The following is a 13,861-nucleotide window of genomic DNA, read 5'->3' as shown; positions in this document are numbered from 1 at the left end:
ATGGAAATGCAAAAAATATCTCCAAAATTATTCAAAAAAAACAGTAGATTAATGTGGTATTATATATATAAGTTTAAATGTGTGTCGTTGAATGGAACCGACAAATTAACATCATTATTAAGGATGTGATGAATAGCATGGTCTTAGTCGATATGGTTCCTATGAATTTCAATTCGCTATTTGCAGAACATGGTCTGTTATTGAAAATAGATAAAGGAAATCAAATCTTCCAGGAAGGTGAAAATGCAGAAGAACTTTATCTTATTCAAAAAGGAGCCGTACAATTAAGCAAAGAAACAGAAAGCGGTAAAGAATTGACGCTAAGAATTTGCGGTCCTAACTCCATGATCGGTGAATGTTCTGTTTTTGGTCCTCCTATCAATCATACAATGACTGCTAAAGCAATGATGAATACTGAACTTTTGTCCATGAAAAAAGATTCATTAGAAATGCTTTTAACTGAGCAACCGACATTAATGATTGAATATATTAAATGGCTACAAAATGAACATCTGAAAACCCAAAGTATTTTACGGGATTTAGTGATGCACGGTAAAAAAGGAGCTCTTTACTCAACCCTCATTCGACTTGCCAATACTTACGGCAAATTGAATGAAAACAACGATCTTTACATTGATTTCAATTTAACGAATTCGGATCTTGCCAACCTTTGCTCCACAAGTCGAGAAATGGTGAATCGTATGCTGAATGATCTAAAAAAACAAGGAGTTATTTCATTTGATAAAAGCATCATTACCATTCACAATTTAGAGTATTTGAAGAAAGAAATATGTTGCGAAAACTGTCCGCTATCCGTTTGCCGCATTGATTGAACATGGAGGCTGGGACAAAAATCGAGTAGGAGGGAGTGATTAGCTCCCGTCCTCTCACACCACCGTACGTACGGTTCCGTATACGGCGGTTCAATTAAGATCATTGACGCAAGTTTTCATAACTTCCGTGAATAGCTTGTCTTCTTATGCCAGTGGTCACTCCACCCTCCAAGAGGTCTCCCACGGGATTCACCGCTTCCTTCCTCAAGTGAGGTACTACGTTTTCTGTGTTCATCATGACTCACTGAATGCCAAGGGCTATTCTCTCTTAATTGTTCGGTCCTTCTTAGTAGTTCTAAACCAACTAATACTATGACCTCTGCTGACTTCTGACGGTTCAGCTACTTATCACTAAGTAGGTTATGAAGCGTACTTCACCTATCCGCCAGACCTCCCCGGGTAAGTACATGCACTTTCACACCATCTATCCGCCTCATTTACTCGATATGACCTTCGACAGAAAGAGCTTTGTTTTGTTTCGCAAACTCACTCAATCATACCTAGCCTTATATGAGGTTCGTGTTCCTCGGACCGGTGTTTTGCCTCCAGCTTCCTTCAGATTCCGCGTCACCACGGACACCCTTGCTCTTGGCTAACCTCTACTTCTGTCTTCGGGGTTCGGGACTTACACCCTATAGTTCATGTACATGCCGGGCGCACGATAAAAAACACCATTTTCTCACGGGAGAAAATGGTGTTTTTTTGATAATTGAAGAAAATTTGATTTCCGTTCCGGGGACGCTTTCCGCGGGCCCGGCTCGAGCCTCCTCTGATTCAATCCTTCGCTCCTGCGGGGTCTCGAGAGGGCTCGTCGCAGGAAAGCTTTGAATTTACTTCCTTGAACTTGCTCCGCTTTGCGACTAAGCGTGCGCGACAGGAGCACTCGCCCCGTCACTCCAATCAATTTTTTACAAAAAATCTTTTTGCAGCTCGTTCACTTTATTAGTTATGTCCCATCCTTTTTTTAATAGCCCTCTTTATAAGTCAATTTTTTGCAGCCAGAGTTCCTCCAAATGTCCGCAATGATGATCCCTTAATAATTGTTGCACTGCCCCTGCCGCCAATATTCTTCCTTCATGCAAAATAATGACGTCATCAGCCAACTGTTCCGCGAAAGCCAACATATGGGTTGAAAACAATACCGTTGTCCCCCGATTCCGTTCTTGGGCCATCATTTCTTTCAGTTGTGCAATCCAATAGGGATCAAGACCGTTCGTAGGCTCATCCATGATGATCAGCCCATCCCCTCCAATGAGGCTCTGAGCCAGATTTAGGCGCTGGCGCATTCCCTTTGAAAAGGAAGAGACTTTTTGCTTTTTCACTTCAAAAAGCCCGACTTTTTTTAATATTTCATCTTGTTCTCCTTTTCCAACCTTTTTTAGTGAAGCCAGGAGTCCCAGCACTTCTTGCGCCGTCAGCGTGGAAGGAAAATCCACATCATCCGGCATATAACGTACAAAGTCATCCTGATGCCAAATCAGTTCCCCATTCGTCGGCTTCTCCTGCTTTGTCAGCAGGCGAATCAGCGTGCTTTTCCCCGCACCGTTGCCTCCCGCGAGAGCGACGATGCGGCCTTTTCTAATGGTGAAATTGGCATCATGGATTCCCCGATTGTTCTTATAAATTTTCTGCAAATTTTTCGCTTCAACAATCATTTTTCAACACCAAGTTTCTTTAATTTGATGGTTGCCACAATGAGTGGAAGTGCAATCCATAACAACGTCACTGCCACAAACACTATTGTTCCAAACGCTGACTCATAGAAGGCGATCAAATCATAATAAGTCGGACCAAGAACCGCCGTCTGATGGGAAAGGAGGAAATATCCAAACCGCAGCCAATCTGCCGGATTGATATGCAACATGACAATTGTGAGTTTTTGCAACACATGTCCAGGAACAACCGTACCGACAGCCATAACCAAATAAGATAGAAGCAATAATAACAACGCCCACACAACAAGGGAAATGGCAAGGGCATGCAAGCGGTTTTTCGCCAAACTTCCGAGCAATATGGCAATCGATGAGAAAATGAAAATCAAACAGAAAGCGATGCTCAACAATTCAGAAGGAACTTTGACGCCGCCGAATAACCCTCCAAGGGTAAAAACCACCCCAAGGGACAATATAACAATAAACATGAAGGAACCGATCAGCGCAATAAATTTGCCCAACACATATTGGACAATTTTCATCGGATAGGTTTTCAATAAAGAAAACCAGCCGGATTCCACATCCCCCGCCACACTCATTCCTCCAATGGTGAGCGTAAACAGCGGCAATAAAAACAATAGCAAATTCAAAAAAGATGCCGTTTGTCTCGTAAATCCTTCAATATCCGGCAGTGCCAGCTGCTGAATCATGACGATGGCGACAAAAACGAAAATGAAGAGGATGGCCACCAGTTGCAGCCATCTGCTGCGGAGCATTTGTTTCCATTCCAATAAAATGAATTTGCCCAGCATCAGAAATGGATTCCCCATTGAAAATCGTCCAATTGTTCAAAGGAATACACTTCGCCTTCACCGTTCTCTTCCATGTATTGTTCCGCAGCATCTTTGGAAGGGAAGGCGAGCACGCCATAATTCATCGGTGTCCAATAGTCTTTGGAATAAACATAGGTTGCATCTTCCACAGGAAGCCATTCGTTGCCGTCAGCGCTTTTTATATAAGCGGCACCCACTTCCGATTCATCGACATCTTTCAAAAATTCCACCAAACATCCCAAATCATCGAACACTTCATAATCCCCGTTTTTAAAGATCAGTTCCGCCGCATAATCTTCATGGGCAATCCCCATGTTGCACACTTTGCAAATATCAGTTTCCACATTGATTTCTTTCGGCTCATAGGCTTTTTCCGAGCAGCCGACTAAAAACAAGCTCAATGATAAAATGAAAATAAACGTTTTCCATTTCATATTAGGACACTCCTTCTCCAAATAGCGATGCATCCGATTGTAAAAATCAATCCAATGATGAGCTGAGGCAAATGGAATTGAAAATGGAAGGCTTTGTCCCTTTCAAATTGGGTTGCCGGTGTTTCATCCACCAAAAGCTGTTTGGCGGTTTTATTGGTTTGTTGATCGATTTGATTCAATAAAACCACGCTCGGCGCTTCCACATAATATTGGTACACCGGTTTTCTCACGATCCACTGGCCAAAGCTTTGCAATGCCACATAGGACTCGTCCCCGATTCCATCATCGTCGATATCAATCCCTGCATAGTCATCGTAATAATTTTCCTGCAGCTGAATGCCTTTCACATCTGAACGGACATTCACCAAATTCCCTACAAAATCGTTTTTGGCGACCAGGTTCGTGCCCGATTGAATGGATTCAATCGCCGTTTGATTCATTTGAAAAATATTGTCGGAAATCGTGACTCCATCGGATTTTTGAATGGAAAGGGCGACCCGGTTTCCTGAAACGGTATGTTTTTGTATTTCGATATTCTTGACCTCATATAGGGTGATTCCCGTCCCGTTAAACCCATTTTGATAGGAAATATCGTTATTGAATAGGCTTACATTTTCCGTCATCATGATCATAAAACCTGTCACATTTTTCCGGAACTTGTTTTCTGATGCTTCAGCATCTGCACTATACATAAAATGGGTTCCGTACCGGCTGTTTTCCACTCTATTGCCTTTTACGGTGATTCCCTTTGCGTTTTCAATGTAAATTCCGTCCTGCACTTTGGAAATTTTATTATGTTTGATGGACAGGTCGTAACTGTCATAGATGGCAATGCCGTTTCGTTTATTGGCAAAATCTTGATCATTACCCGTAACGGCAACTTGCCGAATATCGATTTGTTTGGAATTGTAGATTTCGACCCCGCTGTAAACATGGTTCATTGATACGTTTGAGAGCTGAACATTTTCCGAATTTTTAATGAGAATCCCTGTTCCGGATGTGCGCAATTGCAAATTTTGAATGGACACATCCTTTGCCCCCGTAACCGCAATGACCGGTTCTTCTGGATTTTTGGGAAGAAGGATGACTTTCTCATCCCCAATCAATGTAATCCCCTTGGATATGGATACATTCCCTTCATATGTACCTGCCGAAAGATGAATCGTTGCCCCTTCCCCGGCATCATCGATGATTTGCTGCAAATCCATGTTGGCGTCCGCTTCATGGACAAAGGCTACAAAGCAAATCAGGAATACGAGGTGGCTTATTATATAACGCACGCTGATCAACTACTTTCAAACGGTATTGGGCCGTCCAGAAAACACTTTAGACGGCCTTCACAATTTTTACTTTAGTTCTTTCGATGATTTTTCAAGATGGATTTCATTAATGGTTATGTCCATCATGTGACATATTTTGCATGTTTTGCATATTTCCTTGTTGTTGCTGTTGTTGTTCCGCTTGTTTTTTCAATTTAGCTTCGCGTCTTTCTTTTGCTTCTTGTTTTACGACATCAAGCGCTGTGATTTTGTAGCTAGGGTTGTCTGCGATGAATTGATCTGCATCTTCTTTGTTTTTAAAGAATACGTAACCCCAGTTCATTGGAGATTTTAAATCTGTTTTTACGATCGTTGCATCATCGACAAGTACCCATTCCAATGTATTGTAGTCACGCACATATTTTTGGTTCTTTTCATTGTGCGCCAACTCCGCGTTCAATAAGCAACCGATATCATCATAGAAAGCAATCGTGCCATCTGCTTTGATCGCTTGACCGCTGAATTTTCCTAAATCATCTGTCACTTCATAAACTTTCATATTACACATTTCACATTTCGTATCGGCAGTCGGTTCTTCAAGGCGTGCATCCGGTTTGGATACGGTAACTTTCTCATCTTCTTTATTTTGTTTGTCTTTGCTTACTTCCGTTTGTTTTGTGTCGTCATTTGCATTTTTTGAATCGTTACTTGCATCATCTGATTGTCCACAAGCAGCCAATGTGAACAAAGCGATCAACATCATGAGTGTCAATAATTTCTTCATTCTGATAAGACTCCTTCCAACATATTACTAGAATAAGTTCTACGCTTATTACTTTACTAAGAAGTTGTGAAAAAAGATGAAAGTGTCTGTTAAAAAAATGAGAAATAAAATTGGCAATTTTGTTGCATGCCCGTTTTCATCCCAAACAAAAAGAGCGAACCGGAAAACTCAACGTTTTCCCAATTCGCTCTGCATTTACAATCAAACGAGGTGCCGGAAATGCCTTTTTCGTGCTTATATTTTAACCAAATTATATGATTCAATACATCCGTTTGATTACTGCAATCATCGGATTCCCAATGCCATTTTTGCGTAGCGGGACATCATATCTTTATTCCATGGCGGATTCCATACAATATTGACATCCACATCTTTAATTTCTGGAAGTTCGCTCAACACCGTTTTAATTTGATCCACAATAATTGGACCAAGCGGACAGCCCAATGAAGTCAGTGTCATGGTAATTTTGCAGACACCTTCATCATCCATATCCACATCATATACCAAACCGAGATTGACAATATCGATTCCCAATTCAGGGTCAATGACGTTTTCCAAAGCACCAAGAATACTTTCTTTCATATCCGCATCCATTGCCATCAGCCATCGCTCCTTTCAATCCGAAAATGATAACTGTTCTCAATCATCATACTATATTAAAAATTAAAATACAAAAGTTTCGTCTTCTGTCAAATGTTTCGCAAGGAAGTCGGTCACTTTCAGCATCCCTTCCCGATTCACTTTATGCCCCTGGTTTTCATCAATAATCAACTGCAAATGTTCCGGCTGTTGATAGTATGGACGGGCCTGTTCATAAAAATGTACCGCATTTTCCATAGGGACGGTCACATCTCTTTTTCCATGCCAGAATATCACAGGGCGATTGTTTAATCGTTCCGGCGTTTTTGATATATCATATTCAGAAAGAGCGGTATGTATCTGTTCGATTTGCTCATCGCTCAAAGGAAGCGGAATCCCCGCTTTTTCAAACTCCACCAGCTGATAATCCGCAAAGGCGTTGTATCCCGGTGCACCCATGCAAATGCCGGCTGCATCAATCCAATCATATTTCTTCAAACAGCCGCATGTTGTAATTCCGCCCATGCTTGTTCCTGCAATACCCAATTTTTTCGGTTGGAAACGGGATCGGATTTCATTGTATAACTCCCCTACCTCGTGTATAGAATTCAAAACGATGTTCCAAAATTGCAAATTCATTTTTTCTTCGGATAATCCCTCGCATCTGTCGCCATGCAATAGGGCATCCGGCAAAATCACGCGAACCCCTTTTTTCACTAGTTGATAGGCATAATGTAAGTTGTGTTCTTTCGCACTTGTAAATCCATGTAAAAAAATGAGAACGGGTGAACATTCATTCATTTCTTCATTATAAAAATGAATCAGCGGAATATCCTGCCATAATTCTTCATCTATTAACATTAACGCTTCACTCCTCAACAACTCTCTCTTATCAATTATGTTACCAAAAATTATAACTGGTGACAAAATTTTGACGAACTCCAATCGTCGCGATAAAATCGTAAAGACAGAAAGGGGACTTTCCATGAAACAACATCTAATTGTTTTGGACCTGGATGGCACTCTATTGACGGACAATCATACCATTTCGCCGAAAACCAAACAAACCTTGATGAAGGCGAAAGAAGCCGGCCATCTAATCATGATCGCCACAGGAAGACCATTCCGGGCGAGCAATATTTATTATCAGGAATTGGGATTAACCACTCCGATTGTCAATTTCAACGGAGCTTATATACACCATCCAAAAAATCCATCTTGGCAGGCCATCCACTCCCCCATCGATATGCGGGTGGTGCACGACGTCATTGATTCAGTGGATAAATACCAGTATGAAAACTTAATTGCCGAAGTCATTGATGATGTGTATATACATGTGGAAGATCCGACAATGATGAACATTTTCAAAATGGGAGATCCCAAAGTGACCATCGGAAATTTGCGCGGCAACTTGAATGAAAATCCAACAAGTTTGCTCATCCACGCCAATGAAAACAACGTGCCTTTGATCCGCCGACATTTGCAGGAGGTGCATGCGGAACTCATTGAACATCGGCGTTGGGGAGCACCTTTCAATATTATCGAAGTGGTGCGGAAAGGATTAAATAAAGCGGTCGGCGTTTCCCTCATTGCAAAAGATTTGGGCATCCCAAGGGACCGCATCATCGCCTTTGGGGATGAAGACAACGACTTGGAAATGATTGAATATGCCGGCATCGGGGTTGCAATGGGCAACGGCATCAACGAATTAAAAAGCATCGCCAACGAAGTGACCGGAACAAACAATGAAGATGGCATTGCAAATTTCTTATCAGAAAGATTAAAATTATCTTAACATGATTCCATCATGAGGCACCCTTACTTACCAATTTTTGAGAAGGGTGTAATAATTTTATAAAGGATGGAAAGGAGAGTAAAATGATTCTATTCACAGATAGTGCGAGCGATTTGCCAAAAGCTTATTATGATGAGCATAATGTGGTCTTTTTCCCGCTGAAAGTCCACCTCAATGATACAGAATATGATGATGTCATCGGCATCGATCCAAAAGAAGTTTACGATGAAATGAGAAAAGGCGCTGCACCGAAAACTTCCCAAGTATCGCCTGAAATGTTCTACAATACCTTCGAAAAATACGCCCAAAGCGGTGAAGAAGGGGTTTATATCAGCTTTTCTTCCCAACTGTCCGGCACTTACAACACGGCTGTCATGATTGCCGAACAATTGCAGGAAAAGTATCCGGATTTCAAATTAAAAATCATTGATACGAAATGTGCTTCCCTTGGACAAGGCCTTGTTGTGAAAAAAGCCGTAGAATTGAGAGATGCTGGAGTCCCTTTCGATGAGCTCGTTGAAAAAGTGGAAAATTACGCAAAACATATGCAACATATTTTCACCGTGGAAAATCTGGATTACTTGGCAAGAGGCGGACGCATTTCAAAATCAAGCGCGTTTTTCGGTGGCTTATTGAGCATCAAGCCCATCCTGCATGTGGAGGACGGGAAGCTCATTCCCCTTGAAAAAATAAGGGGAAGAAAAAAAGCCCTTGCCCGGATGGTTAACATCATGGCTGAACGCGGCGGAGATTTTTCGGATAAAATCGTCGGAATCTCCCACGGGGATGATTTGGACACGGTGGAAGAAGTGAAAAAGTTGATTGAAGACAAGCTCCGTCCAAAAGGCTTTGATGTCACGATGGTGGGCGCTGTGATTGGTTCCCATTCCGGCCCTGGCACATTGGCGATCTTCTTTACGGATAAAGATTATTAAGAATAAATGTTTAAAGCACCTTCTCGGATTACGAAGGTGCTTTTGATTTTGTGCTATATCCACAGTATTTGTGACAATATCTTCTGATTTAGTGGACATAATGACCGTTGTCCATTATTTACTCTTGATCGGCTCTTTTGCCAATAATTCAATCTCATGCAGTTCAGTCGGATTGTCAAAATCGATGCTATAATGTTTGACCCGCTTATTCACAGGAACAATCTCATAGCTAAATTGGAGTGGGATGACTGGAGCTTGTTCTTCCATATATTGCTGCCAAATCCGAAACTGTTCTGCACGATATGATTGATCAAATGCTTCTGGAGAATCGATTTTTTGAATCGTCTCCTCTAAAAAGTCAGACGTAAAACGGCTAAAGTTAAAGGCATCGGATTTTCCATACAAGCCGGCTGGCGAAGGATTTGTCCCCGTTCCCCATGCAGCCATAAAGACATGGATTTCTGGATCATCTGCCTCCACTTTATCGTAAAAAGCATTCACTTCAATCGGTCTTCCTGTCGTTAAAGTGACATTTAATCCAACATCCCGCCAATTTTGTAAGTAGTAAGCAGCAATTTCATCTTGAATGGTATCTCCTGCCATTGTCGCAAACTTGATTTCCAGCTTATTTCCCTTTGGGTCTTCCCGGAAGCCATCCCCGTCAATATCGATGTAACCTGCCTTGTCTAAAATCTTTTTTGCCTTTTCGGGATTATACGTATATCCTTTCAGCATAGCATCATGGTAGGTTTTAAACGCTGGAGGAATCAATGAATTCGCCCGTTGACGAAAATTGAAAAAGAGCACTTCGCAAACCGCTTCCACATCCAACGCATACCCCATCGCTTGCCTTAAAGCCTGATCTCCTACAGGTGTGGAATTTAAATCAGTCACCACTTCTCTCTTTTTCGGGTCCCATTTTCCCAACTTAAATCCTAAATAGGAATAATATAATTCTGGCCTCCCTAAAATATCAATGTTGTTAAACTTCTGGATTTCCGGCCATTTTGTTGCAGTGAATCCTGACACAATATCATACTTTCCAGCCCCAATCGCAACAGATACTGAGCTGGATGGAACAACCTCCACAAAGACACCGTCCAATTTCGGTTCGCCTTTCCAATAGTATGGATTTTTCACAAATTGCACAGATTCCCCAGGAACAATTTTATGAAACTTGAATGGCCCGAGTGTCACAGGATTTTTTCGAACGGCGTCGCTTTCAATTAACTTCTTCACAGGAATGCCTTTCAGCTGATGGCTGGGTGCCGCATAGGTCCATAAACCGTCCCCGCCGGAAAATATCGCAGGCGACAACTTTTTGAATCGGATTTCCAATGTGCGCTCATCGATTTTCCGGATGCCGGAGATGGTTTTCGCTTTTCCTTCGTGGTATTCTTCCACCCCGATAATATTCTTGAATTCCGTATCATATCGGACGCCCGTATAATCAGGATGGGCAATAATTTCGTAAGGCAAAATCAAATCTTCTATTTTGAGTGGCTCACCATCGGACCACCGGACACCTTCACGAATAGTAATGGTCACTTTATTCTCTTCCTGATCCACTATCATGGATGCAATGCCCTCATTATTGATTAAAAAATCGCCATCCATTTCAAAAATTGCATTTGATGCATAGCTCATAATGGCAGCATCGTAGCGGTTTTCATAGAGTTCAGCCAAAAACACTCCTTGGAGAGGTTCATCTTTCACAATTCCTACTTTTAAAATGCCTCCTTTGATTGGTGTTCCTTCATTTGTAACGGAAGTCGGCAATGTGACATTTTTTGAATAAACATTCGAATTCATTAGTGCTGTTATGATGATGATCGTGATGCAGAGTAATAATTTTTTTCTCATGATGTCCTCCCTTGGTGCTGTTTTAGTTAATATTTATCGATAAATAGAACAATTCATTGACATCATCCATTATCCCAATCGCTGCTTCACATCCACCGATCTCCTTAACGCTTGGCCGATATAATTGATGGCAAGCATCATGAATAAAATTAATAAAGATGCCGGAAGCCATACCCACCAATATTGTTGCAATACGGCTGGATTATTGGCATAGCTCACTAAGGTCCCTAATGAAGGGGTTGTGGGCGGCAAGCCGAATCCTAAATATGAAAGACCAGTTTCAATGCCGACGTTGCCCGCAAAATTCAATGTTAACTCAACGATTAATAATGAACTTAAATTTGGCGCCACTTCCCTCCGAAGTATGACAAAATCGCTCGTTCCAAGTGTCTTCGATGCGCTCACATAATCCCTTTTGCTTTCTGATAATGCCTTTGAACGAACGAGCCGGGCTGTTCCCGTCCATAAAAAGAGGCTCATAATCAGAATGAAAGAGGTTATCGAATATTTTGGCACAAGGGTTACAAAGACAATGATAAATAACAATGAAGGAATCGTTACGAAAAAATCAATGATTCTCATGATGATATAATCCACCCAGCCGCCGAAATAACCACAAATGAGACCTACCACAATGCCTATAAAACCAGTGATAAGCGTGATAGCAAGAGCAATGGATACGGAGTTTCTGGCGCCAATGATTAGTTGTCCCAAAATATCTTTTCCGCCCTGATCTGCTCCTAACAAGTACTTCTCTCCCGGCCGACTATAACGGTCGTACAAATTAATGCGCATCAACTGCTCTTGATCAATGAAGAAAGATGCTATAAAAACAAATAGAATGAACAAAACTAATAAAAAGAGCGAAACCAAGGCGATTTTATCCTTTTGGAATTCCCGAAAAGCAACGCCTATTCCTCGTGGACGACCATTTTTTCGATATCGCTTCTTCTTACGTCTCATTTTTCCACCATCCCCTCCTCACTATTCAATTCGAATGCGAGGATCCACAATACTTAAAATAATGTCGGAAAGCAAACTACCTAGCAATGTTAAAAAACCATACAGCATCACTAAAGCGCAAATGACGCTATAATCCCTTGAGGCAATGGAACTGACAAATAATTGTCCCATTCCTGGGTAGCCGAAAATCGTTTCAATAAATATGGATCCGCCAAGAAGTCCGGTAATGGTAAATCCTAAAAAAGCTGCAATCGGAATCAACGAATTTCGCAAAATGTGCTTCGTATAAATTTTCCTTAACGGCACGCCTTTGCTCCGGGCCGTTCGTACATAATCCATTGTTTTTGCATCGATGATTTCCGAACGCAAATATTGAATCACACCGGTCGTACCGAGAATGGCATAAGTAATGGCTGGCAGTAGGATGTGGTAGAATCGGTTCCATATGTACTGGATGGTTCCTGGTTCCACTTCAATGTCGACGCTTCCGCCCGTCGGAAACCATTGCAATTTGTAGCCGAATATATATAAAAACAATAGAGAAAGTACAAACGTTGGAATGGCATAGGTGATGAAACTATAAAACACAATAAATTTATCTAGCCTTGACTGTTGGTATCGCCCCGCTAAAATCCCAAGTGGAATAGCTAATAGATACAATAAAATGACGCTGACAAAGGATAGCCAAAAGGTGTTCAACGCCCGTTCCCCAATGAGAGAAGTCACATCCCGCTGAAAAGTATAGCTCTTGCCGAAATCCCCTTGCAGCGCATTTTTTACCCATCGAACATATTGTATTGGTAAAGGGTCATTTAATCCCAATTCTTCCTTCAATTCTTCAATTCGTGCTGGGTCAGTATCGGGTGTAATCATACCTGTAAATGGATCCCCCGGCATCATCTTTGCCATCACAAACACGATGATGCTTAAAGCAATCAGTTGTGGAACCATAAGAATGAGACGACGTACAATGGTTTTCCACATCTATACGACCTCCTTTACGCTCGAAGCCGAAACGTAATGGGTATCAGAAATCGGAATTAAATCATACACTCGTCCATTTTCATCAAAGGCTTTATGAATATGCTTTTCATACATTTTTTCAAACTCTTGTCGAGCCCATTTCCTTTTTTCCCTTCCCAAAGGCGTTGTCGCCGGAATGGAATTAAGCAATCGCTTCGTGTAAAGATGCTTTGGATTTTGGTAAATATCCTGCTTTGTGCCGCATTCCACAAATCTTCCTTTATACATGATAAAAATATAGTCACACATATGCTTGACGACTCCTAAATCATGGGAGATAAACAAATAGGTTAATCCAAATTCCTTCTGCACATCTTTCATAAAATTGAGCACTTGTGCCTGTACGGATAAATCAAGAGCTGAAACCGGTTCATCAGCAATGATTAGCTTTGGATTCGTTGCAAGGGCTCTTGCGATATTGATGCGCTGCTTTTGTCCTCCTGAAAATTCATGTGGAAATTTCTCTTTTGAATCGCCCGGCATGCCAACTATCGCAAGAAGTTCATCAATTTTTTTCCTTTCTTCCCTAGGAGTTAAGTTCAAAAAATTTCGAATCGGTTCTGCAAGGATATCAGCAATCCGTTTTCTCGGATTTAAACTGGAATGGGAATCTTGAAAAATCATTTGCACTTCTCGATGAAAATGGGAGGTGCGAGATTTCCTCTCCTTCGTCACATCTTCCCCTTCAAAAAGGATTTTTCCCGACGTTATTTTCTCAAGGCCAATGATCGCTTTTCCCGTTGTCGATTTCCCACATCCAGACTCTCCCACAAGCCCGTAAGTTTTCCCCTGTTCGAACTCCATATCTATACCATCTACCGCATACACCCAATCAACGATGGAATTAAAAAATCCACCCCGAATCGGATAATGCACTTTTAAATCAATGATTTGCATGAAGCTCAAAC

General features: G+C 41.5%; 15 protein-coding genes. 3 read left to right on the top strand and 12 right to left on the bottom strand.

Features of this window, described 5'->3' with window-relative positions; genetic code table 11:
• Positions 1 to 125 precede the first annotated feature (125 nt).
• On the top strand, positions 126 to 833 hold the full coding sequence (locus tag NST00_RS14275) for a Crp/Fnr family transcriptional regulator (protein ID WP_408647337.1): 708 nt from the start codon (positions 126 to 128) through the stop codon (positions 831 to 833).
• A gap of 100 nt (positions 834 to 933) precedes the next feature.
• Here the strand turns inward: NST00_RS14275 and NST00_RS14270 are convergent, their stop codons facing one another.
• The 8 genes from NST00_RS14270 to NST00_RS14235 form a co-directional block, all read right to left on the bottom strand.
• A complete protein-coding gene (locus NST00_RS14270; protein WP_340709696.1) occupies positions 934 to 1,071 on the bottom strand; it encodes a hypothetical protein in 138 nt (45 codons plus the stop codon).
• A gap of 739 nt (positions 1,072 to 1,810) precedes the next feature.
• Positions 1,811 to 2,488, bottom strand: a complete 678-nt coding sequence (locus NST00_RS14265; protein ID WP_340710263.1) for an ABC transporter ATP-binding protein — start codon at positions 2,486 to 2,488, stop codon at positions 1,811 to 1,813.
• Complete coding sequence (locus tag NST00_RS14260; protein WP_340710262.1) at positions 2,485 to 3,315, bottom strand: ABC transporter permease; 831 nt, start codon at positions 3,313 to 3,315, stop codon at positions 2,485 to 2,487. Before NST00_RS14260 ends, NST00_RS14265 begins: the two co-directional genes overlap by 4 nt.
• Positions 3,297 to 3,752 carry a nitrous oxide reductase accessory protein NosL gene (locus tag NST00_RS14255; RefSeq protein ID WP_340710260.1) on the bottom strand — a complete coding sequence of 152 codons (456 nt, stop codon included), beginning with the start codon at positions 3,750 to 3,752 and terminating at the stop codon, positions 3,297 to 3,299. The genes NST00_RS14260 and NST00_RS14255 overlap by 19 nt, the downstream gene beginning before the upstream one ends.
• On the bottom strand, positions 3,749 to 4,960 hold the full coding sequence (locus NST00_RS14250) for a right-handed parallel beta-helix repeat-containing protein (RefSeq protein ID WP_340710258.1): 1,212 nt from the start codon (positions 4,958 to 4,960) through the stop codon (positions 3,749 to 3,751). The genes NST00_RS14255 and NST00_RS14250 overlap by 4 nt, the downstream gene beginning before the upstream one ends.
• 178 nt (positions 4,961 to 5,138) lie before the next feature.
• Complete coding sequence (locus NST00_RS14245; protein WP_340710256.1) at positions 5,139 to 5,795, bottom strand: nitrous oxide reductase accessory protein NosL; 657 nt, start codon at positions 5,793 to 5,795, stop codon at positions 5,139 to 5,141.
• 285 nt (positions 5,796 to 6,080) lie between these two features.
• Positions 6,081 to 6,389 carry a metal-sulfur cluster assembly factor gene (locus NST00_RS14240; RefSeq protein WP_340705477.1) on the bottom strand — a complete coding sequence of 103 codons (309 nt, stop codon included), beginning with the start codon at positions 6,387 to 6,389 and terminating at the stop codon, positions 6,081 to 6,083.
• 69 nt (positions 6,390 to 6,458) lie between these two features.
• Complete coding sequence (locus NST00_RS14235) at positions 6,459 to 7,301, bottom strand: prolyl oligopeptidase family serine peptidase (protein ID WP_340710254.1); 843 nt, start codon at positions 7,299 to 7,301, stop codon at positions 6,459 to 6,461.
• Between the two features lie 58 nt (positions 7,302 to 7,359).
• Here NST00_RS14235 and NST00_RS14230 point away from each other — a divergent pair, with 58 nt between their 5' ends.
• Entirely contained in the window at positions 7,360 to 8,169 is an 810-nt protein-coding gene (locus NST00_RS14230; RefSeq protein WP_340710253.1) for a Cof-type HAD-IIB family hydrolase, read from the top strand.
• An 83-nt stretch (positions 8,170 to 8,252) separates the two neighbouring features.
• Positions 8,253 to 9,104, top strand: coding sequence for a DegV family protein (locus NST00_RS14225; RefSeq protein WP_340710251.1), 852 nt, complete (start codon positions 8,253 to 8,255; stop codon positions 9,102 to 9,104).
• Positions 9,105 to 9,218: 114 nt separating this feature from the next.
• Here NST00_RS14225 and NST00_RS14220 read toward each other — a convergent pair whose 3' ends face one another.
• From NST00_RS14220 to NST00_RS14205, 4 genes are all read right to left on the bottom strand, one after another.
• Entirely contained in the window at positions 9,219 to 10,967 is a 1,749-nt protein-coding gene (locus NST00_RS14220; protein ID WP_016838211.1) for an oligopeptide ABC transporter substrate-binding protein, read from the bottom strand.
• A gap of 69 nt (positions 10,968 to 11,036) precedes the next feature.
• Positions 11,037 to 11,930, bottom strand: a complete 894-nt coding sequence (locus tag NST00_RS14215; protein ID WP_016838210.1) for an ABC transporter permease — start codon at positions 11,928 to 11,930, stop codon at positions 11,037 to 11,039.
• 21 nt (positions 11,931 to 11,951) lie between these two features.
• On the bottom strand, positions 11,952 to 12,914 hold the full coding sequence (gene opp4B / locus NST00_RS14210) for an oligopeptide ABC transporter permease (RefSeq protein WP_340710249.1): 963 nt from the start codon (positions 12,912 to 12,914) through the stop codon (positions 11,952 to 11,954).
• A complete protein-coding gene (locus tag NST00_RS14205) occupies positions 12,915 to 13,859 on the bottom strand; it encodes an ATP-binding cassette domain-containing protein (RefSeq protein WP_016838208.1) in 945 nt (314 codons plus the stop codon).
• Positions 13,860 to 13,861: the final 2 nt, after the last annotated feature.

It is taken from the genome of Ureibacillus sp. FSL K6-0165 (assembly GCF_038004285.1).
GTDB classification, from domain to species: domain Bacteria; phylum Bacillota; class Bacilli; order Bacillales_A; family Planococcaceae; genus Ureibacillus; species Ureibacillus thermosphaericus.
Note: the sequence above shows the minus strand (reverse complement) of the source record. Positions and strands in the feature narration are given on the sequence as shown.

Excerpts from the sequence above, each read along its gene's own strand:
- NST00_RS14270 (WP_340709696.1), bottom strand. The coding sequence starts at position 1,071 with ATGATGAACACAGAAAACGTAGTACCTCACTTGAGGAAGGAAGCGGTG.
- NST00_RS14265 (WP_340710263.1), bottom strand. The coding sequence starts at position 2,488 with ATGATTGTTGAAGCGAAAAATTTGCAGAAAATTTATAAGAACAATCGG.
- NST00_RS14260 (WP_340710262.1), bottom strand. The coding sequence starts at position 3,315 with ATGGGGAATCCATTTCTGATGCTGGGCAAATTCATTTTATTGGAATGG.
- NST00_RS14255 (WP_340710260.1), bottom strand. The coding sequence starts at position 3,752 with ATGAAATGGAAAACGTTTATTTTCATTTTATCATTGAGCTTGTTTTTA.
- NST00_RS14250 (WP_340710258.1), bottom strand. The coding sequence starts at position 4,960 with ATGGATTTGCAGCAAATCATCGATGATGCCGGGGAAGGGGCAACGATT.
- NST00_RS14245 (WP_340710256.1), bottom strand. The coding sequence starts at position 5,795 with ATGAAGAAATTATTGACACTCATGATGTTGATCGCTTTGTTCACATTG.
- NST00_RS14240 (WP_340705477.1), bottom strand. The coding sequence starts at position 6,389 with ATGGATGCGGATATGAAAGAAAGTATTCTTGGTGCTTTGGAAAACGTC.
- NST00_RS14230 (WP_340710253.1), top strand. The coding sequence starts at position 7,360 with ATGAAACAACATCTAATTGTTTTGGACCTGGATGGCACTCTATTGACG.
- NST00_RS14225 (WP_340710251.1), top strand. The coding sequence starts at position 8,253 with ATGATTCTATTCACAGATAGTGCGAGCGATTTGCCAAAAGCTTATTAT.
- NST00_RS14220 (WP_016838211.1), bottom strand. The coding sequence starts at position 10,967 with ATGAGAAAAAAATTATTACTCTGCATCACGATCATCATCATAACAGCA.
- NST00_RS14215 (WP_016838210.1), bottom strand. The coding sequence starts at position 11,930 with ATGAGACGTAAGAAGAAGCGATATCGAAAAAATGGTCGTCCACGAGGA.
- opp4B (WP_340710249.1), bottom strand. The coding sequence starts at position 12,914 with ATGTGGAAAACCATTGTACGTCGTCTCATTCTTATGGTTCCACAACTG.